This window comes from Parasphingomonas halimpatiens, assembly GCF_036663795.1.
In the GTDB taxonomy this organism is placed as follows: Bacteria; Pseudomonadota; Alphaproteobacteria; order Sphingomonadales; family Sphingomonadaceae; genus Sphingomonas.
The window spans coordinates 138,381-157,480 of sequence record NZ_JAXOJP010000010.1; the positions used below are offsets into that span (position 1 = coordinate 138,381).

The 19,100-nt window shown below is 66.0% G+C and carries 22 protein-coding genes and 1 pseudogene; 11 read left to right on the forward strand and 12 right to left on the reverse strand.

Annotation, left to right across the window (positions count from 1 at the left end; genetic code table 11):
• The first annotated feature begins 61 nt into the window (after positions 1 to 61).
• On the forward strand, positions 62 to 1,435 hold the full coding sequence (locus U1839_RS12765) for a peptide MFS transporter (protein WP_332803994.1): 1,374 nt from the start codon (positions 62 to 64) through the stop codon (positions 1,433 to 1,435).
• 22 nt (positions 1,436 to 1,457) lie between these two features.
• Here the strand turns inward: U1839_RS12765 and U1839_RS12770 are convergent, their stop codons facing one another.
• The 9 genes from U1839_RS12770 to U1839_RS12810 form a co-directional block, all read right to left on the reverse strand.
• Positions 1,458 to 2,150, reverse strand: coding sequence for a DUF4230 domain-containing protein (locus U1839_RS12770; protein ID WP_332803995.1), 693 nt, complete (start codon positions 2,148 to 2,150; stop codon positions 1,458 to 1,460).
• A complete protein-coding gene (locus U1839_RS12775; RefSeq protein WP_332803996.1) occupies positions 2,147 to 3,004 on the reverse strand; it encodes an MBL fold metallo-hydrolase in 858 nt (285 codons plus the stop codon). Before U1839_RS12775 ends, U1839_RS12770 begins: the two co-directional genes overlap by 4 nt.
• A gap of 279 nt (positions 3,005 to 3,283) precedes the next feature.
• Positions 3,284 to 4,018: a transglutaminase family protein gene (locus U1839_RS12780; protein ID WP_332803997.1), complete on the reverse strand. Its 735-nt coding sequence runs from the start codon at positions 4,016 to 4,018 to the stop codon at positions 3,284 to 3,286.
• A 305-nt stretch (positions 4,019 to 4,323) separates the two neighbouring features.
• Complete coding sequence (locus U1839_RS12785) at positions 4,324 to 4,914, reverse strand: hypothetical protein (RefSeq protein WP_332803998.1); 591 nt, start codon at positions 4,912 to 4,914, stop codon at positions 4,324 to 4,326.
• Positions 4,889 to 5,617, reverse strand: a complete 729-nt coding sequence (locus U1839_RS12790) for an RHS repeat-associated core domain-containing protein (RefSeq protein WP_332803999.1) — start codon at positions 5,615 to 5,617, stop codon at positions 4,889 to 4,891. Before U1839_RS12790 ends, U1839_RS12785 begins: the two co-directional genes overlap by 26 nt.
• 255 nt (positions 5,618 to 5,872) lie before the next feature.
• A complete protein-coding gene (locus U1839_RS12795) occupies positions 5,873 to 7,510 on the reverse strand; it encodes a M56 family metallopeptidase (protein WP_332804000.1) in 1,638 nt (545 codons plus the stop codon).
• The gene (locus tag U1839_RS12800) at positions 7,507 to 7,875 is read right to left on the reverse strand and encodes a BlaI/MecI/CopY family transcriptional regulator (RefSeq protein WP_332804001.1); all 369 of its coding nucleotides are present in this window, start codon (positions 7,873 to 7,875) and stop codon (positions 7,507 to 7,509) included. The genes U1839_RS12795 and U1839_RS12800 overlap by 4 nt, the downstream gene beginning before the upstream one ends.
• Positions 7,876 to 7,981: 106 nt before the next feature.
• On the reverse strand, positions 7,982 to 8,437 hold the full coding sequence (locus U1839_RS12805) for a hypothetical protein (protein WP_332804002.1): 456 nt from the start codon (positions 8,435 to 8,437) through the stop codon (positions 7,982 to 7,984).
• A 514-nt stretch (positions 8,438 to 8,951) separates the two neighbouring features.
• Positions 8,952 to 9,368: a lysozyme inhibitor LprI family protein gene (locus U1839_RS12810; RefSeq protein ID WP_332804003.1), complete on the reverse strand. Its 417-nt coding sequence runs from the start codon at positions 9,366 to 9,368 to the stop codon at positions 8,952 to 8,954.
• An 87-nt stretch (positions 9,369 to 9,455) separates the two neighbouring features.
• Here U1839_RS12810 and U1839_RS12815 point away from each other — a divergent pair, with 87 nt between their 5' ends.
• From U1839_RS12815 to U1839_RS12855, 9 genes are all read left to right on the forward strand, one after another.
• Positions 9,456 to 10,370: an SMP-30/gluconolactonase/LRE family protein gene (locus tag U1839_RS12815; RefSeq protein ID WP_332804004.1), complete on the forward strand. Its 915-nt coding sequence runs from the start codon at positions 9,456 to 9,458 to the stop codon at positions 10,368 to 10,370.
• Positions 10,371 to 10,374: 4 nt separating this feature from the next.
• Positions 10,375 to 11,070 carry a VIT1/CCC1 transporter family protein gene (locus tag U1839_RS12820; RefSeq protein WP_332804005.1) on the forward strand — a complete coding sequence of 232 codons (696 nt, stop codon included), beginning with the start codon at positions 10,375 to 10,377 and terminating at the stop codon, positions 11,068 to 11,070.
• Between the two features lie 158 nt (positions 11,071 to 11,228).
• The gene (locus tag U1839_RS12825) at positions 11,229 to 12,338 is read left to right on the forward strand and encodes a DUF2855 family protein (RefSeq protein ID WP_332804006.1); all 1,110 of its coding nucleotides are present in this window, start codon (positions 11,229 to 11,231) and stop codon (positions 12,336 to 12,338) included.
• Between the two features lie 98 nt (positions 12,339 to 12,436).
• Positions 12,437 to 13,144: a CoA transferase subunit A gene (locus tag U1839_RS12830; RefSeq protein ID WP_332804007.1), complete on the forward strand. Its 708-nt coding sequence runs from the start codon at positions 12,437 to 12,439 to the stop codon at positions 13,142 to 13,144.
• A complete protein-coding gene (locus U1839_RS12835) occupies positions 13,141 to 14,214 on the forward strand; it encodes an HAD family acid phosphatase (protein ID WP_332804008.1) in 1,074 nt (357 codons plus the stop codon). The genes U1839_RS12830 and U1839_RS12835 overlap by 4 nt, the downstream gene beginning before the upstream one ends.
• Before the next feature lie 137 nt (positions 14,215 to 14,351).
• Entirely contained in the window at positions 14,352 to 14,987 is a 636-nt protein-coding gene (locus U1839_RS12840) for a CoA transferase subunit B (protein ID WP_332804009.1), read from the forward strand.
• A 4-nt stretch (positions 14,988 to 14,991) separates the two neighbouring features.
• Positions 14,992 to 15,852: a c-type cytochrome gene (locus U1839_RS12845; RefSeq protein ID WP_332804010.1), complete on the forward strand. Its 861-nt coding sequence runs from the start codon at positions 14,992 to 14,994 to the stop codon at positions 15,850 to 15,852.
• A 17-nt stretch (positions 15,853 to 15,869) separates the two neighbouring features.
• On the forward strand, positions 15,870 to 16,553 hold the full coding sequence (locus U1839_RS12850) for a glutathione S-transferase family protein (protein WP_332804018.1): 684 nt from the start codon (positions 15,870 to 15,872) through the stop codon (positions 16,551 to 16,553).
• Positions 16,550 to 17,446, forward strand: a complete 897-nt coding sequence (locus U1839_RS12855) for an alpha/beta hydrolase (RefSeq protein ID WP_332804011.1) — start codon at positions 16,550 to 16,552, stop codon at positions 17,444 to 17,446. Before U1839_RS12850 ends, U1839_RS12855 begins: the two co-directional genes overlap by 4 nt.
• Positions 17,447 to 17,582: 136 nt before the next feature.
• On the opposite strand, the gene U1839_RS12860 is transcribed toward U1839_RS12855, so the two are convergent.
• Positions 17,583 to 18,101: an RES family NAD+ phosphorylase gene (locus tag U1839_RS12860; protein ID WP_332804012.1), complete on the reverse strand. Its 519-nt coding sequence runs from the start codon at positions 18,099 to 18,101 to the stop codon at positions 17,583 to 17,585.
• Positions 18,098 to 18,568 (reverse strand): antitoxin Xre/MbcA/ParS toxin-binding domain-containing protein, encoded by a 471-nt coding sequence (locus U1839_RS12865; protein ID WP_332804013.1) that lies wholly within the window; start codon positions 18,566 to 18,568, stop codon positions 18,098 to 18,100. The genes U1839_RS12860 and U1839_RS12865 overlap by 4 nt, the downstream gene beginning before the upstream one ends.
• A 203-nt stretch (positions 18,569 to 18,771) precedes the next feature.
• On the opposite strand from U1839_RS12865, the gene U1839_RS26790 reads away from it, so the two are divergent.
• Positions 18,772 to 18,996, forward strand: coding sequence for a DUF4365 domain-containing protein (locus tag U1839_RS26790; protein WP_443030611.1), 225 nt, complete (start codon positions 18,772 to 18,774; stop codon positions 18,994 to 18,996).
• Here U1839_RS26790 and U1839_RS12870 read toward each other — a convergent pair.
• A pseudogene (locus U1839_RS12870) lies at positions 18,983 to 19,100 on the reverse strand (IS5 family transposase); the annotation flags it as partial. The gene U1839_RS26790 and the pseudogene U1839_RS12870 overlap by 14 nt on opposite strands.

Here is a 19,100-nt window from a genome sequence, read left to right on the forward strand (position 1 = left end):
CGCAGATAGGCATTCGCGGCGCGCTTGTCAGCCATGCGTTGCCATGCCAGCTTGCCGCCGGATGACGTCCGCCACGAAATCCTCGCACCAGGCGGATCTGTGGGGCCAGCCGCGCGGGCTGTGGGTGCTCGCCGGGACCGAATTGTGGGACCGCATCTCGTTCCACGGCATGCAGGCGCTGCTCGTGCTCTACATGGTCGATACGCTGCTGCTGCCCGGCCATATCGAGCATGTCGTCGGCTTTGCCGGCTTCCGCGCCGCGATCGAGCATCTCACCGGCCCGCTGTCGGTCAAGGCACTCGCGGCGCAGACCTTCGGCCTCTATGTCGGCCTGGTCTATTTCACCCCCGTCATCGGCGGCGCGATCGGCGACCGGGTGACCGGTCGGCGTATTGCGGTGACGCTCGGCGCGCTGCTGATGACCGCGGGCCATTTCGCGCTCGCCTTCGACGCGTCGTTCCTGGTCGCGCTGCTGCTGCTGATCTGCGGCGCCGGGCTGCTGCGCGGCAATCTCAGCGCGCAGGTCAAGTCGCTCTATGCCGATGGCGACCGGCGCGAGGTCGATGCCTTCCAGCTCTATTATGTCGCGATCAACCTCGGCGCCTTCATCGCGCCGATCGCCACCGGCGCGCTGGCGAAATATTATAGCTGGCACGCCGGCTTCGGCTTTGCCGGGTTCGGCATGCTGATCGGACTGATCGTCTACGCCGTCGGCCAGCGTCACCTGCCGGCCGATGCCCGGCGCGAGGCGGCCGTCGTCACCGCCCCGCTGACCGCCGCCGAGCGCCGCCGGATCGCCGGGCTGGCGATGTTCTGGCCGCTCCAGATGTGCTTCTGGGTCGCGCAGAGCCAGGTGTGGAATGTCTACAATCTGTGGGTCAGCGATCATGTGAACCTGCGCGTCGCCGGGTTCGACACGCCGGTCGCCTGGCTGCAGGCGCTCGACGGGGTGTCGCCGATCCTCGTCATGCCGCTGATCCTCGCGCTGTGGCAGCGCCAGGCAGCGAAGGGCAGCGAGCCCGACGACCTCGCCAAGCTCGCCATCGGCTGTGCGATCTTCGCCGCTGGCGTGACGTGGCTGGCGGCGGCACCACTCGTCGCCGGGCCGGACGGGCGCGCGCCGTTGCTGTGGGCGGTGGCGTTCCATCTCATCTCCAACACCGGCTGGCTGTATTTCACGCCCGTCTCGCTCGCGCTCTATGCCACCAGGGCACCGCCGCAATATCGCGGCACGCTGGTCGGGATCAGCTACCTCGCGACCTTCGCCGCCTCGGTCACCAGCGGGCGGATCGGCGGGCTGTACGAAACGCTCTCGCCCACCGCCTTCTGGCTGATCCATGCCGCGATCGTCGGCGGCGCGGGACTTGGCATCATGCTGCTGCTCCGCCCGCTGCGGCGACGGCTCGGAGGCGAACCCGACGCGGCGATCGTCTAGGCGCGATTCGCCGGCAATTGAATCAGCGCGCGCCTGGCTTGAGCTTGAGCACTTCCTCGATCGACGGGCTGGCATCCCACACCGAATCCCCGTCCTTGGGCTCGTCGGCGAAGCGCACGCGGACCTTGGCATCGATCCCCGCCGCGCGCAGCGGCAGCGCGAAGCTGCGCTCGATCGCACGCCGCGTCGCGTCCCGGGCAAGGCCCATCGGCACGGCGCCATGCGCCTGCGCAACGAGCTGCTGCTGGCCGGCGGTGCGATTGGCGGTTTCGATCCTCGCGTCGGCATCGGTCAGCTTGGAGAGGATGCCGCCGGTGCCATATTCCTTGATCTGGTTGAGATCGATCTGCGGCTGCGACACCTCGATTTGCGGCAGTGTCACGCCGAGCGTCTTGCTGTTGGCGTCCCAGGTGACGTCCTTGGCGGTCAGCTTGGCGAGATCGACCTCGTAGCGCACCGTGCCGGGGGTGATCATCGTCTTCTGCGTGCTGAGCCCATATTGCGAGACGGTCGAGGTGGTCACCGCGACGAAGCTCGCCGCAAAGGCCGACAGCCGGTTCTGCTCGCGCAGGCCCGCTACCGAGCCGCTGGCGATCGTCACCGGATCGGGGCTCTTGAACTTGCCCCCGACATAGGCGCCAAGCGCCCAGAAGCCGGCGGCGATGAACAGACCGATCAACGCCAGCGCGGCGGCGAACTTGCCGATAAAGCTCATGCCGCCATCCCCCAAATAGTGCCGGCTTCGGTGACGATGCCGCGGTCGCGCAGGTCGATCAGATGCGCCAGCACCGAGCGTTCGGCGGCGGGCAGCAGGCGCCGGTCGAGCCCGACATACATTTTCTCGGTCATCGCCGGGATGTCGCTCGCCCCCGCGCCGAGCAACCGCAGGATCTGCCCCTCGCGCTGCTTGCGGTGGCCGAGCATGCCGCGCACCAGCCGCTGCGGCCGGTCGACCGGATCGCCATGCGCCGGGTAATAGATCCTGTCGTCGCGCTGCAGCAGCTTGTCCAGGCTCGCCATATAGGCCGCCATGTCGCCGTCGGGCGGCGAGACGATGCTGGTCGACCAGCCCATGACATGGTCGCCGGTGAACAGCGCGCCGGCCTCGGGCAGCGCGAAGCACAGATGGTTGGAGGTGTGGCCCGGCGTCGCGACCGCGACGAGCGTCCAGCCCTGCCCGCCGACGCTCTCGCCGTCGGCGAGGATCAGGTCGGGGGCATAATCGGGGTCGAAGCTGGCATCGGCGCGCGGGCCGAGATCGTCGAGCACGAGCGGCGCGCAGCCGACGATCGGCGCGCCGGTCGCACGCGCCAGCGCGCGCGACGCCGGGCTGTGGTCGCGGTGGGTATGCGTGACGACGATCGCCGCCACCGGCCGCCCGTCAATCGCGCGCAGCATCGCCGTGATATGCGCGGGATCGTCGGGACCGGGATCGACCACCGCAAGGTCGGTGGTGCCGACGAGATGCACCTGCGTGCCGGTGTTGGTGAAGGGCGACGGGTTAGGCGCGAGCAGGCGCGCCACCAGCGGTTCGAGCTGTTCCGGCACGCCGGTCGGTTGGTCGGCCATGGCGGTGAGATGGCGGCTGAACGGCGCGAACGCAAGGGCGTGGTGTGCCGGGCGATGTGGCGCGAATTCCCTGCCGGCAGGGAATTGGCAGGGAATTTTATCAATTTTTGGCGGCCGCGGCAGGGAATTTCGCGGGCCGCAGGGTTGCGGGCGGCGGCGGCTGGGCGGAGCGGGCATGGGCACGCTACAACACAGCGTCGCGCCGATTTGAATCAGATCATTGGCCCGCGCGATGGATGCCGTGCGGCAATTCCACGCAGATTGTGGTGAGGGCGATCCCTACTTCGACGGCTCCCAACCAAGTGCCTCTGCCTCTCCGAATGCCTTGGCATTGGCAGCGGCGAGCATCTGATAGCGCGGACGGAGCGCTGAGGGAATCAAAGCAGGGTTGGGATAATTGTCGATGAACTCTTGGTGCAGCAGACCCGCGAGCGCGCTGCCCTTTTTTACCATCGTATACGCATCGCGCGGCACAACAGCCAGGATCGCGTCAGCAACGTCGATGGCTTCCTGATAGCGGTGTTCGTCGAGCAGGTGATCCATAACAATCGTCGCCATTTCAGCGATCGTCTCACGCTTGGTCAGCGTTCGCATATAGGCGCCACTCTCGATCGCCCGATCGGTCATCGGCAGGTTCTCACGATACCATTCGGTGCGCGCTTCGTGTCCGCCGCTCGTCGTCTCAAGATTGTGATCCACGCCGTTTGGATCGGTGTAGCGGATAAAAAGATGCAGCGGCGCAGTCGCGAGATGGACATTCAAGCCGATCCTATCGGCAACGATCAGGAACAGTGTCGGCATCGAGACGCAGTTGCCTTTGCGGGTCTGAACATAGGTCGAGAGCAGCCGATTCTTGATATGCTGCCCGAGCGGATCGTCGAGATCGTAGCTGAATGCCCGATTGTAGTTCCATGCTCCGGCAACATAGATCGCCTGGCGCGTCGCCGAGAGCTTGTCGGAGTCGTTCGGCTTAGGGCCGGCCATCTGGCGAGCGGCGTCCACCAACCGGGCCACGGTCGGCGGCGTCCACCAACCGGGCCACGGTCGCATTGGTCGCGGCGATGTTGCTGCCTCTGTCGATCAGCCGATCAAAAGTCGTCGCGGCTTCGAGGTAGTCGAGGCTTGCGCTGGGCCGGTTGAGTACTTCTCTGACAGTTGCAGCTGCCTTCGGTCCCGATTGCCCGAATGCAGGAGACGAGCATATGGCAAGGCATAGGGCAGCGATTACACGCAATCGACCAGTCATCTGCCGAACCGAAGCCATCGCAACCGACATGCTCGCAAACGAATAGAAGTTACGGATTTCTGCAAGCCTGCGGTCAATAGTGCTCACACGCCGACAATCTCTTTGTGTTGAAAATTCCCATTTCTCCCCGCAACAAAAGAGAGTTGTGTGGTATACTTGCGGATAAATCATTCGTGTAGTTCAACGCCACCATCCCGCGACATTCATCGACAAGCATGTATGAGGGAACTTTTGCTCCATCAGAACGAGGAGGACCACTCGGAATAATTTCACGAAAAATGACCGCTGACTTACAATCTTGGAAGCATTTTTGTACGGTGAATATTGAACCTCGGCATTGATATTTTTCGCCGAGTTTGATCGGTCGCTTTATCGCAAACTCTTCACTGATCCCGGGATATCCGATCGAGAAACAGCTAATGCCTCCGGGTAGTTGAAGTGATTTTGCCGGGACGTTGGGATAGAGACCCTCCATCAATGCGTGCAGATCGCCGGTCCGAAAGGCATGTTCGGCAAAAACCATCACATGCGCATAGTCGATACTAATGTATACGGCCTGTGCCGCATCGCCATATTTGGCCCCTGCAGAACTCTTCGACCCGCAAGCCGCCAAAATGATTGTCAAGAGAAGCAAAATCTTACTTTGCACAGTCTTGCCCGCCAAGCAATCCGCAGGCCGCGTCATTATACTGCTGCCAATGATCGTAATTTGCCAGTGAGCCATTTTGAAGGTGGCCCGCAAATTCTTGGTAGGTGGCATGCATTCCGCCATCATGAACGATACTGCTTCCGCGAGCATTACTTAAACCGAAGTCATGGACGAATGTCGTAGCTCCCTCCACGCGACCCGTGAATTGGTTGTACCCACCAGCGGTTTGCATCGTCACGCCGGACGCACCTTTTCCGTCGTAAACGAATTGTCGACCGATCAAAGAGGATGCCGCCTGTCCAGCCGTCTCTCTGAATGAACCAAGACCATTTTTAAGTATTGCCGCTACCGTAACCGTCCTGTTCGGGTTTTGGGCGAGCTGATTCACGGCCGCCGTATATCGCGCATTGAAGCCCGCAAACCTTTTGTTTTCAGCGGCCGTTGGTGCTCGCGTTGTCCACTTTCCATCTTTTCCTTGAACAGCGACGCTATCGATATGGCACGAATAGGTGGTCTTGCCGTTACTCTCCGACCCCGTGCAGGTGGTACCGGTCGGATCGACCCCATCGATCGGATCGTTGTTGACATAGGCGTACAGGTTGACCTGATCCTTGTGGCCGACCGGATCGACCTGCAAGAAGCGGGCGTGCGCGGCACCACCGCCGAAACACCCAATAATAACGGCCGCCACATGGGCCATCACTGCCCGATTGCGCATCACTGCGTCTCCCGATCTGCCTCGACCGGTTGACCATCCAACGCGGAATGCGTCAACTGGAGATGGGTTCAGATCGGATCAATTACAGTGGCTTGGTCCAAGCGATGGGCGCGGTCGGCAAGATGCCTGCAGCGCGGAGCGCCATAGGCGCCCCGGACCTCGTTCCGGGGTCTACCTGCCGCAGATCCGCGGCGTGCGCGTTTGCGGGCCGGTGGCCCCCGGAACAAGCCCGGGGTGATGGTTAAAGGAGGTCGCTCACTTCTCCTTGGCGATGTCGCTTTCGATTTCGCTGATCGCCTCGTCGATCCCCTTGAGCGCCTGGCTGCGGGCTTCGGCGGCCATGGCCGTATTGCCGGCAACCGAGGCGCGTGCCGAGCGCAGGCCGGCCAGCGCGTGGGTGTAGGCGTTGCGTGCGATGTCGCCGCTGCGCGCCGCCATCGCCGCGCCGTCATGCGCCATCCGCTCGATGCGGTTGTGGCAGATGATGATGATGCGCTTGCCGTCCTTTTCGTCGCGGATCACCGGCGGCCGCGCGGTGTCGGGGCCGGCGCAGTCCGCGCTGCTGATCTTCGGGATGTCGCCGGTGAAATCCTCCGTCACGACATGGCCATCGCGGTCGCGCCGGATGATCCGCGTCATGGTGCGGGTGTGCATGCCCGGCACGGGGGGCACGGGCGGTACGGGCGGCACCGGCGCGACCATTGCGATGCCATCGGGCGCGGTTTCGCTGTCGGACTCGGTGACATGGCCGTCGCGGTCGCGAATGATGATCCGGTAACGATGCTTCATCGGCTTGCCGTCGGCACCGAGCGCCGGCGGCGCCGGTGGTGCGGGCGCGGCCGGCATCGCGCCGGGCGCCTCGGGTGCGGGCGGTGCCGGCGGCGCCGACTGGAACGCGACGGGCAGGCGCAGTTCGTCGAGCTTGACGCCGGTGGCCTGCTCGACCTTCGAACGGACGCGCTCGGCGGCCTGGGTGCCCGAGGCGGTGGTGCCGAGGCCGACCAGCGTCAGCAGGGCGACGGTGCCGACGCCGCTGATCAGCCGCGCACGCGATGGACGATGGGTGGTAAGCATTTTCAGTCTCCCCTTCAGATCTTCGATGGTGTGGAGGTGGCAGGCGGCGGAGACCGCCCCACCATGGGCGGCCTTGACGATCGCGCAGGCATAAAGGTGGCGCGTCACCGCATCGCGCCCGGCCAGGACGCGCGCGTCGTTGGCGATTTCCTGGTCGGCGCGGAAAGCGCGAAAGGCGCGCCAGGCGACGGGATTGAACCAGTGCAGCGCAAGCACGGCCAGCGCCAACCAATTGGCGATCAGATCACCACGGGCATGATGGCCAAGCTCATGCGCCAGCGCGAGATCGCGCTCGTCGGCGTCGTAGCGCTCGGTGAAATCGCGCGGAAAGGCGACGTAGCGGCGCCAGATGCCGAAGGCGAGCGGGCCGCGCGCGGCATCGGTCTCGATGACATGGACGCCGTCCGCCATCGCCGCGCCGCCATGTTGCTGGGCGAGCATGCGGCGGCAGAAGCGGGCATGCGCCAGCGAATGCCACAGCATGAACGCCGCCGCGCCCGCCACCCAGAGCATGATCAGGGCTGGACCAAGCAAAGGGGTTTGTGGGGCGGACGCGGCGGCTCCCCCGCCCAAACCGAGCGGCTCGGCGACGAGGATGGTGATGGTTTCGCTGGCGCGCGCGACCGGCGCGACGGCGGCTTCGTGCCAGCCCTGCGGCAGCGGCGGCAACAACAGACGCAGCAGCGGCAACAGCCACAGCGCATAGGCGACATCGGGGCCGAAGGCGCGCCGCACATGGCGGCGCAGCACCAGCACGAGCAGCATCAGCACGGTCGAGGCGATCAGCGCCTCGATCGCCCAGGGCAGCGGCGCGCTCACGACTTGAGCCCCTTGAGCAGCGCCTCGATCTCTTCGATGTCCTGCGCGGTGAGCTCGTCGCGCTCGGCAAGGTGGGCGACCAGCGGCGTCAGCTTGCCGCCGAACAGCCGGTCCATCAGCTTGCGGCTCTCGCCCGCGACATAATCCTCACGCGCGACGAGCGGGCGGTAGAGATAGCGCCGGCCATCGGCGACATGCGCGATCACCGACTTGGCGAGCAGCCGGCCGAGCAATGTCTTGACGGTATTGGCCGACCAGTCCTTGCCCGAGGCGAGGCGCTCGGAGACATCCTGCGCGGTGAGCGGGCTATCGTCCCACAGCACCTCCATCACGGCATGCTCGGCATCGCTGATACGCTCGGCCATTTCGAATCGCTCCCGTACTGACTACGCCTGTAATCTTGATGATTACGTTTGTAGTCAAGCAGGTGAACGGTGGATGAATGGCGTCGGGTTCAGCGCGTCGCGCGGATCAGGGTGCGTCACCCAATTCCGGGAAGAGCTTCTCGATTTCGGCCTGCAAATCGCTCGGTCCCGGCAGCAGCTCGAACTGATCGAGCACACGTTCCACGAGCCGGGCGCGGTGCGGGCCGATACCGGGCATGGTTTCGAGGCCGGGAAAGTCGGGATCGGCGAGCCGGTCGGCAAGGTCGCCGAGCGTTTTGTAGCCCGAGGCGACCAGCCGCTTGCGCAGGCCGGCGGGCAACGCCGAGCGGCCGACCGGCAGGTCGCGATCGGTCGCATCCGGCTTGCCGTTCAGCAATCGCGTGCGCCCGGCCTTTTCGCGCTTGAGCGTGCGGCGGATGTGACCGAGCTGGTTCGAGGTGAGACGCAGACGGCGGCCGATGTCGCGATAGGACGCACCGGCCGCCCGCAATGCTCGCGCTTCCTGCAGGTTGAGATTGGCCTGGTCGAGCAGGCTCAGCATGCGGGGCGCGAGATCATGGCGCCGGCGACGCTAGGGTAACGACCGGGTGCGGGACAAGCGGCATGACGGGTTTGGCCTGCCCTAGCCGCGCATTACCTGATCGTGGCGAGCGTGGCTTTCTCAAGCCTCTCCCCTTCAGGCTACCCTATTCACACATCACGCGAGATGGCACCGAATCCCTTCTCCCCTTGTGGGAGAAGGTGGCGCCTAGCGCCGGATGAGGGGGAGTCCAGAACGAGACATCCGCTTCAGTCCGCGTCAGTCCCCCTCACCCTTCCCATCGCTACGCGATGGGCCCCTTCCCTCTCCCACAAGGGGAGAGGGAGAGTCATGCCGCCACAATGTGTGAATCCTGTAGCCTGAAGGGGAGGGGCTAAGGTGCTGATCCGCGAGACGCTGTCCAAGATCCGCAGACCTCCGTCCCCGCCGGGCTTGTCCAGGAAAAGCGGTGCTTCGACAGGCTCTGCACGAACGGGTTGTAATGGTGCTGGCATCTCGCGCCGACCGCAATCGATCAGCCCAGCAACCGCCGCGCGGCATCGTCGATCACGCGCTGCAGCACGGCGATACGGGCATAATAGCTCTTGCGGAGACAGACCTTGTCGGCGTGGCACGCGCGCCGCGTCGCGAGCCAGGCGACCTGGTCGTCGTGCAGCGCGGCGCGCGCGCCCATCAGCATGAAATGGCCGTCGGTGTCGTAGAGCGTGGTCATCTTGACATCGAGATCGTTGAGCGTGCGGTCGGCACAGATCGCCTTTTCGTCGGGCGCGCTCGCCCGGGCGCAATCGAAACTCGCCGCCTGTGCGGCAGCCGGCGCGAGGGTCGCGCCGGCGATGGCCAGTGCCAGCATCATCATCGGCTTCATCATCGGCTCCTCGTCCTGATCGATTGTCGAGGCGAGGCTAGTCGGCGGCCGGGAGCGTGTCCACATCAGGCGGGCCTCCCCTGCCCCGATATCCCGCTCGACACCCGCCACGCGGCGCGGCAAAGCATGGCGCAAAATGGCGAGGATGACCCGATGACCACGCTCACCCCCATGGCGACCGGCCTGCGCTTTCCCGAAGGCCCGGTGGCGATGCCCGATGGCAGCGTGATCCTGGTCGAGATCGCCGCCGGCCGCATCACGCGCGTTTCGCCCGAAGGCGACAAACAGGTCATCGCCACGCCCGGCGGCGGGCCCAACGGGCTGGCGATGGGCCCTGACGGCAAGCTTTATTGCTGCAACAATGGCGGGTTCAACTGGGTCGAGAGCGCCGGTTTTCTCGCGCCGCACGGCCAGGCCGATAATTATTCGGGCGGGCGGATCGAGCGCATCGACATCGGAACCGGCGCGGTCGAGATCCTCTACAAGGATGGCGATTTTGGGTGCTCGTTGCGCGGCCCCAACGACATCGTGTTCGATGCGCATGGCGGTTTCTGGTTCACCGACCATGGCAAGAACCGCCCGCGCGAACGCGATATCACCGGGATCTTCTATGCCAAAGCCGATGGCAGCCATCTCGAAGAAGTGATCTTCCCGAGCGAGAACCCCAATGGCATCGGTCTCTCGCCCGACGGAACGCGGCTCTATGCGGCGGAAACCTATACCTGCCGGCTGACCGCCTTCAACGTGATCGCGCCGGGCAAGGTCGATGACAGCGCCGGGCCGGGTGGCCCCGGCATCCCGCTCTATCGCCCCGCCGGCTACAAATTCTTCGACTCGCTCGGCGTCGAGGAGTGCGGCAATATCTGCGTCGCGACGATCGGCGAGAGCGGTATCTCAGTGATCTCGCCGACGGGCGAGCTGGTCGAGTTCGTCGCCACGCCCGACATCTTCACCACCAATATCTGTTGGGGCGGGCGGGATCGGCGCACGGCCTATATCACGCTGTCGGGTTCGGGCGTACTGGCGCGGATGGACTGGCCGCGCCCGGGGCTGAAACTGGAATATTGACCGCATGATTCGCCACCATCACGAAAAGCATCTCGTCCAGCGGATCGGCTGGCTGCGCGCCGCGGTACTCGGCGCCAATGACGGCATCCTGTCGACCGCCAGCCTGATCGTCGGCGTGGCCAGCGCCGAGTCGAGCCGCAGCGTCGTGCTGCTGACCGGCATCGCCGGGCTGGTGGCCGGCGCGATGTCGATGGGCGCGGGCGAATATGTCTCGGTCAGTTCGCAGTCCGACACCGAAAATGCCGATCGCACGCGTGAGCTCGCCGAATTGAAGGAAGATCCCGAATCCGAACGCCGCGAGCTCGCCGCGATCTACCGCACACGCGGGGTCGATGCCGAGACTTCGCTCAAGGTCGCCGACCAGCTGATGGCGCATGACGCGATCGGCGCGCACATGCGCGACGAGCTCGGCATCCACGAGGCGATGGTCGCGCGGCCGATCCAGGCGGCGCTGACCTCGGCCGCGAGCTTTGCGGTCGGCGCGATCCTGCCGGTGCTGAGCGTGCTGGTGTTCCCCGAGAACCGGCTGGCAGTCGCGATCACCGCGGTCTCGCTGGTGCTGCTCGCGATTCTCGGCGCGCTCGGCGCGCGGACCGGCGGCGCGAGCATGGTGCGCGGCGTCACCCGCGTCGTCTTTTGGGGCGCGCTGGCGATGGGTGCATCGGCGGCGGTCGGCGCTTTGTTCGGGGCGCATGTCTGAGGGGTGGCGCGATGGAATCGCCTTCCCCGGCGGCGGTCGGGGTCCAGTTGAGGTGAAAGAGGTTTGCTACCGCTGCGCTTCGTTACAACGACCTTTCCAACGGGGCCCCGGCCTGCGCCGGGGAAGGGCAATAGAAGAATAACCGAGGGGATGGAGCCATGAACCGCTGGGCAATCGGCATCGACCGTGACGACATCACGCAGGCGGCGGTCGTCGCCGTGCCCGAGGCGGCGCTGCCCGACGGCGCGATCGAGGTCGCGGTCGATCTGTTCGCGATGACCGCCAACAACGTCACCTATGCCGCGCTGGGCAAGCCGGTCGGGCTGTTCGGCCCCGATGGCGGCTATTGGGATTTCTTCGCCGACCGCGATGCACCCGGACGGCTGCCGGTATGGGGTTTCGGTACCGTCACGCGTTCGGCGGTCGAGGGCGTGGCTGTTGGCGAGCGGCTCTACGGCTATTGGCCGATGGCGAGCCATGTCACGCTGTTCCCCGGACGCGTCACGCCGGGCGGCTTCGTCGACACGCTGCCGCGCCGCGCCGGGCTGCCGGCGGTGTATAATCGCTATCAACGGCTCGCCGCGCTCGACGATTACCGGGCGGAGGACCATGACTGGTGGCCGGTATTCCGCCCGCTCTACATGACCGGCTGGCTGATCGCCGATCAACTCGACGAGCATGGCGATTATGGCGCGGCACAGATTCTCGTCTCGGCAGCGTCGAGCAAGACCGCGCTCGGCTTTGCCCATGCCTATCGCCAACGCGACGCGCGCCCGACCCTGGTCGCGTTGACCTCGCCGGGCAGCGTCGCCTTCGTCGCGGCTACCGGCCTGTACGACCGGATCGTCACCTATGACGCGATCGATACGCTCGACGCGACCCTCCCGACCGCGCTGATCGACATTGCCGGCAACCCCGGCGTGACGCGCGCGGTGCACACGGCGTGCGGCGAGCAGCTCGTGCTAAGCCTCGTTGTCGGCAAGGCGCATTGGGACGCCGCCGCCTCGGGCGGGCCGCTGCCCGGCCCGCGCCAGAGCGGCTTCTTCGCACCCGGCCGGATCGAGAAGCGCGCCGCCGACTGGGGCGGCGACGGACTCAGCCGCCGGATGGGCGCCGGCTGGACAGCGTTCATCGCCGACGTGCCGGCGTTCACCAGACTCGACCGCCGCCACGGCGGGGACGGCGCGCTGGCGGCATGGCACGAGGCGGTGGCCGGCAGCGCCGATCCGCGCGCGAGCGTCATCGTCGACTTGACCGGCAGCGCCTGATCGGCTGCGTTACGCCGCGCAAGCGTGTAGGCGTGACTTGCAATTGACGAACGCGGCGACTCGGTTAATCGGCGCGCCACGACCTGGAGGGGCCCTGAATGCAGAAACTCTATCCCGATGCCGCCGCCGCGCTCGATGGCGTGTTGTTCGATGGCATGACGATCTGCGCCGGCGGCTTCGGCCTGTGCGGCATCCCCGAGCGGCTGATCGACGCGATCCGCGATGCCGGGACGACCGGCCTGACGATCGCCAGCAACAATGCCGGGATCGATGGCGAGGGGCTCGGCAAGCTGCTGCGCACGCGCCAGGTTAAGAAGATGATCTCCTCCTATGTCGGCGAGAACAAGGAGTTCGAGCGGCAATATCTCTCGGGCGAGCTCGAGGTCGAATTCTGCCCGCAGGGCACGCTGGCCGAGCGCTGCCGCGCCGGCGGCGCCGGCATCCCCGGTTTCTATACGAAAACCGGCGTCGGCACCCAGGTCGCCGAGGGCAAGGAAAGCAAGACGTTCGACGGCGAGGAATATATCCTCGAACGCGGCATCCGCGCCGACCTCGCGATCATCAAAGGCTGGAAGGCGGATGCCGCCGGCAATCTGATCTTCCGCAAGACCGCGCGCAACTTCAACCAGCCGATGGCTACTGCCGGCAAGGTCTGCATCGCCGAGGTCGAGGAAATCGTGCCAGTGGGGTCGCTCGATCCCGATGGCGTGCATTTGCCGGGCATTTATGTGAACCGGCTGATCCTCGGCGCGCCGTACGACAAGAAGATCGAATTCCGCACCGTGCGCGAACGGGTGGCGGCATGAAGCGCGCCATCGCCACGCTCGCGCTGTGCAGCACCGCCTGGACGATGTCGGGCTGCGTCGCCGCGATCGTTCCGATCGCCGCTGCGGCGATGATCGGCAAGAAGCAGATCAAGCACAACACGGCCCCGGACCTGCCCGGCGCTCCCGCCGAGGCAAGCGCCACGCCACCCGCCGCAACCGCACCGACCGCGGCGGCAGCACCTGTCATGGCGTCGGCACCTCCTCCCCAGGCCGCGCCGCCGGCCGCACCGGCGCCGGCCGGCATTACCCCCGGCATGCAGTTCCTCTATGGCTCGGGCGAAGGCGCCGCGCTCAGCGTCCAGGCCTATCGCGGGCTGATCGACATGATGATCGCGCGCTCGAGCGACCGTGCGGTCGGGCTCAAGGTATGGTCGGCGGTGTTGACCCCCGAGGCGACGCTCGCCGCACCGAAGTTCGAGCCGTGCGACGACAAGCCGCTCGCGGTGGTGCTCGATGTGGACGAGACCTCGCTGCTCAACCTCGGCTACGAAGCCGATGAGGCGCAGCGCAGCGGCAGTTACGATCAGGCGCGCTGGGATCGCTGGGAGAAGACCGGCATGCACGCCGTCGCCGCGACCCCCGGCATCCTCGAAGCGGCCAAGATCGCCAAGACCAGCGGCGTGACGATGGTCTATAATTCCAACCGCCTGGCGAGCAACGCCGCCGAGACCGCCGCGGCGCTCGACGGTGCCGGGCTCGGCCCGGTCACGCATCTCGCGAATCTGTGGCTGCAGGGCGATGCCGGCGCCGGCCCGGGCAAGGACGCGCGCCGCCACGCCATCGCCGCCAAGTTCTGCGTCATCGCAATGGTCGGCGACCAGCTCGGCGATTTCTCCGACCTGTTCAACGGCCCCGCCATGACCCCCGCCGCGCGCCGCGCCGCGATCGACGGCGACGCGCTGCGCACCATCTGGGGGCATGGCTGGTTCATCCTGCCCAACCCGGTTTACGGCAGCGGACTCAAGGGCGGGCTCGACGACGCCTTCCCGGCCGACAAGCGCTGGACCGACCCCGGCCCTGCGCCCGCGTCGGGTGCGGCGCCGCAATAACCACAGCCGTCATGCCGGACTTGTTCCGGCATCCACCGGCCCGCTAACGCGCGGATGGTTGCTCACGCGGCACGGTGGACCCCGGAACAAGTCCGGGGTGACGAAAAGAGAAACGAACATCAGGCTGGAGCCGAACAATGACCTGGACCCGTGACGAGATGGCGGCGCGTGCCGCGCGCGAGCTGAAGGACGGTTATTACGTCAATCTCGGCATCGGCATCCCGACGCTCGTCGCCAACCACATCCCGACCGGGGTCGAGGTGACGCTGCAGTCGGAAAACGGCATGCTCGGCATCGGCCCCTTCCCTTTCGCCGGCGAGGAAGACGCCGACCTGATCAATGCCGGCAAGCAGACGATCAGCGAGCTGCCGCAATCGGTCTATTTCTCCAGCGCCGACAGCTTCGCGATGATCCGCGGCGGGCATATCGACCTGACCGTGCTCGGCGCGATGGAAGTCGCCGAGAATGGTGACATCGCCAACTGGATGATCCCGGGCAAGATGATCAAGGGCATGGGCGGCGCGATGGACCTCGTCGCCGGCGTGAAGAAGATCATCGTCGTGATGGAACACACCAGCAAGAACGGCGACCCCAAATTCATCCCGGCGTGCACGCTGCCGCTGACCGGCAAGAACGTCGTCGACATGATCGTCACCGACCTCGCGGTGTTCCAGCGCCCCGATCATGCCTCGCCGTTCCGGCTGCTCGAAACGGCGCCGGGCGTGACGGCGGAGGAAATCGCCGCCAAGACCACCGCGCATTATATTGTCTGACGGCGTGTTGCCCGACGCGGCCCGCCCCGCCCGCCACCGCACCGCCATGCGCATCGCGCTGACGGTCGTCGCGCTGCTGCTGGCCGCACTGCTGATCTTCTCGGCGGCGTCCGAATATATCATCCGCCGCGACCATCGCATCGCCCCGGTCGCCATCGCTGTGCCGCACGACGCCGCGTCGATCGCCGAAGGCGCGCGGCTCGCCACATTGCTCGGCTGTCCGAGCTGCCATGGCGATGGCAAGGGCGCGGTATGGACCCCGGTCGATCGCTGGTATGGCCAGGTCGCGCCGCCGGCGATCGCGCGGCGGCTGGCGGATTATTCCGACGCCGAGGTTGCGCGCCTCATCCGCCACGGCGTCACCCGTCGCGGCGCCACGTTGTTCGTCATGCCGACCTGGTCGGAGCGCAACCTTGCCGATGACGATCTCGGCCGGATCATCGCCTGGGCACGCACGCTGCGCCCGGCACCCGACGATTCGCTGGCTGATACCTGGTGGGGCCCAGAGGCACGCTGGCAGATGCTCGGCGGCGATTTGCGCCAGAGCGCGGTCGCGGAAAGCGTCGCGCCGAAAGCACGGCCGGCCGACTCTGGCAGATATTTCACCCAGGCGCTGTGCGCCGAATGCCACGACCTGCACGCCGACCGCACGCATGACAGCGAAACCGTGCCGGCGCTGGCCCCGATCGCCGCCGCCTATAGCGATGCCGACTTCCACCGCCTGCTGCGCACCGGCGTCGCCGCTGGCGGACGGAAGCTCGGCCTGATGGCGACGATTGCCGGCGAGAATCTCCACGCGCTGCACGACGACGAGATCGCGATGATCCACCGCTATCTCAAGGCCGAGGCGTCGAAGCAGCCATGAGGGAAGAACCGACAGCGATGCGCTATGTCCTGATCACCGCCAATCGCAACTATTCGAGCTGGTCGCTTCGCCCGTGGCTGTTGATGAAGGCGCTCGACATTCCGTTCGCCGAACGCATCGAGCCCTTCGCTGCGGCCGACAATCATGCCGCCTTCCGCGCCTTCTCGCCGACCGGCCAGGTGCCCGTGCTGATCGATGGCGAGCGGACGATCTGGGATTCGCTCGGCATCACGCTCTATCTCGCCGAGCGCCATCCCGGCGTATGGCCGGCGGACGAGGCAGCGCGCGCCTGGGCCTATGCCGCGACCTGCGAGATGCATGGCGGCTTTGGCGCGCTGCGAGGCGATTGCCCGATGAATGTCGGCGTCCGCATAACGCCAAGGCCCGCCTCCGCCGCGCTCGAACGCCAGGTCGCGCGGCTTGCCGAGCTATGGGCGCAAGGGCTGGCGCGCTTCGGCGGGCCATGGCTCGCCGGAGACAGCTTCACCGCGGTCGATGCCTTCTACGCCCCGGTCGCCTTCCGCGTCCGCACCTATGCTCTCGATGTCGGCGCCGCCGGCCGGGCCTGGGTCGACCATATCCTCGCCCACCCCGCGATGCGCGCATGGGAAAGCGCCGCGCTGGCCGAGACATGGCGTGAGGCCGAGCACGAAGCCGAGCTCGCCGCGGCGGGCAGCATCACCGCCGATTACCGGACATGATCCGCCATGCCATCACCGTCGCGATCGTCGCCATCGTCGTCCTTCTCGCCGGCGTCGGCCTGATGCTCGCCTTCGTTTCGCCGCCGGGCCAGCTCAGCATCCTCGATGCCGCGATCGGTGGCGGCATCGGGACCCAACGGCCGGGCAGCGCGATCCCGTTCGGCAACCACGGCCAGACACTAGACGTATGGCGCCCGGCTGGCGCGCTCGCCACCGGCAACCCGGTGCTGATCTTCTGGTATGGCGGCGGCTGGGTCGATGGCGACCGCCGCGCCTATGCCTTTGCCGCGCGCGCCTTCGCCAAGGCCGGCTTCGTCGTCGTCGTGCCCGATTACCGCAAGGTGCCGCAGATCCACTTCCCCGCCATGCTGCAGGACGGCGCCGAGGCGGTGAAATGGACCCGCGACCATATCGCCGAATATGGCGGCGACCCGGCGCGGATCGGCGTGACCGGTCACTCGGCCGGCGCCTATACCGTGGCGATGCTGACGCTCGACCCGCGCTGGCTGCGCGCCGAAGGCGTCGACCCGCATATCATCCGCGCCGCGGTCGGCCTGTCGGGGCCTTATAATTTCTACCCCTTCACCTCAAAGCGGGCGATCGACGCGTTCAGCAACGCCGCCGACCCGGCGATGACCCAGCCGATCACCTTCGCCAGCGCCGCCGCGCCGCCGATGCTGCTCGTCACCTCGACCGCCGACACCACGGTCAGGCCGCACAATGCCTATGACCTCGCGGCAAAACTAACCGCGCTGGGCACGAGGGTGAAGGTGATCGACTATCCGGGCCTCAGCCATGAAAATGTAGCGATGGCGCTGTCGAAGCCGTTTCGGGGCAAGGCGCCGGTGTTGGGGGATAGTGTGGCGTTTTTGCGGGGGCACCTCAAACCCTGATCCGACTCCTCTGCCATCCGCTCCCCGGCGAAGGGCGGGGTCCAGTTGGGAAGGCCGTTAGATGGGCGCAGTGGCGCGTTACTGCCGCCGCCCAGACAGAGCTTGAGCAATGGGTCAACATCAACGCACACGACCATCACGACCAGGAAAGCTGATCCCTCGGCAACCGCCCGGTCGGATCATGGACGATCACCCGATGCGGCAGATCGGCTCCCCAGCGCCACAGCACCAGATTGTTGTTCTCGCTCGTCGCACCCGGCACGAAACTCGGCACGAGGATGCCACCATAGCCCGCTTCTTTCAGTCGGTCCGCGACGCGCCATGACGGCGCATCGCGACCAGCGCGCAGCGCCGTTAGCCAGGCACAGTCGAGTTCGTCCCACGTCACACCCAGCGCAACGCGCCCGGCATCGTCGCGCAGATCGGCGATAGCGTCGCAATCCACGTCATATTCGCACATCGTGAGTGGCAACAGCCGCTGGCTGAAGCCTTGCGTGCATTCGCCGATCGCGGTCATCACATCGAGCGAGAGATGGAGCGTTGGCTCCCCCTTGCGGTTGAAGCGCCCGCCGGTGAAGGCCGCGCCGCCGCCGGAAAGCGGCGAGAACGACCACGCCGGATCATGGCCGCGATAGCAGCGCCCGACAAATCTCAAGCAAAGCCGCCCAGCGCCATATGATCGAGATAGTCGCGCACGGCGCCAGCCTGACCCGCCTTGACCAGCGCCTCGGGCGTCCGCGAGTCGAGCGCGGGGATCGGCTGCGAGCGATACCACGCCATCGCTTGCGCCTCGCCGCCGGCCCATGCGCGGACGCGGCTGATGATCTCGAGCATTTCGGTGACGCGCGCCTGCGTGCGCGGCGACGCCTTGCGATCGGTCTTGGAGATGGTCGCGGTGGCAAGGCCCGCTGTCTCGGCCAGTTGCCCCTTGGTCATGCGGAATGCGGTCGCGACACGATCGACATCGACCAGCCCGCCGTTGTCCATGAACTCCATCACGAAGTGGCTAGCGAGGGCGATTGGAGGCGTATTTCCGACTGCGGCCTTCGCCGACAAACGCCCGTCATGGCCCTGCGCGCGGATCGATGCGCCTTTGTCGGGTGTTGGTTCGGCGCTAGCCATGTCCCATTCTCCGTCCATATTCTGGACGTTAGATAGGACATGGGTAGAGACAATTCAATGCTCAAGGTCGGCGAAATTGCCTCACCGTGGCAAGTCGATACACGGCGTGCCAATAGGGTTGAGGACTTTTTGCGCGTCAAGAGGTCTCGACGGCAGCTCAAAGCTCCACCATGTATTCCCAGCGAATAAATAGAGGGAAGATCATGCCGCGCCGGCCACGATCGCACCAGGTCGAGGACATTTCTATAAGGCGCTTCGAGGACATGCTGCCGCGCGCGTGGGTGTCTCGCATAGTAGTACCTGACTACGGCGTCGACCGAGACGTCGAAATATTCACCGCAGCAGGAGAGTCGACAGGCCTCAAGTTCGCCGTGCAGTTAAAAGCCACTGACAACGTGACCTACGCCGATCGCGTTAGGAGGCGTTGACAAATTGGCGCATCCACAGCCGGATTGAGACGAGGTGGATGAAGCCGAGATAGCTATCGGCGGTTTTGTCATATCGGGTGGCGAGCCGCCGGGCGTTTTTGAGC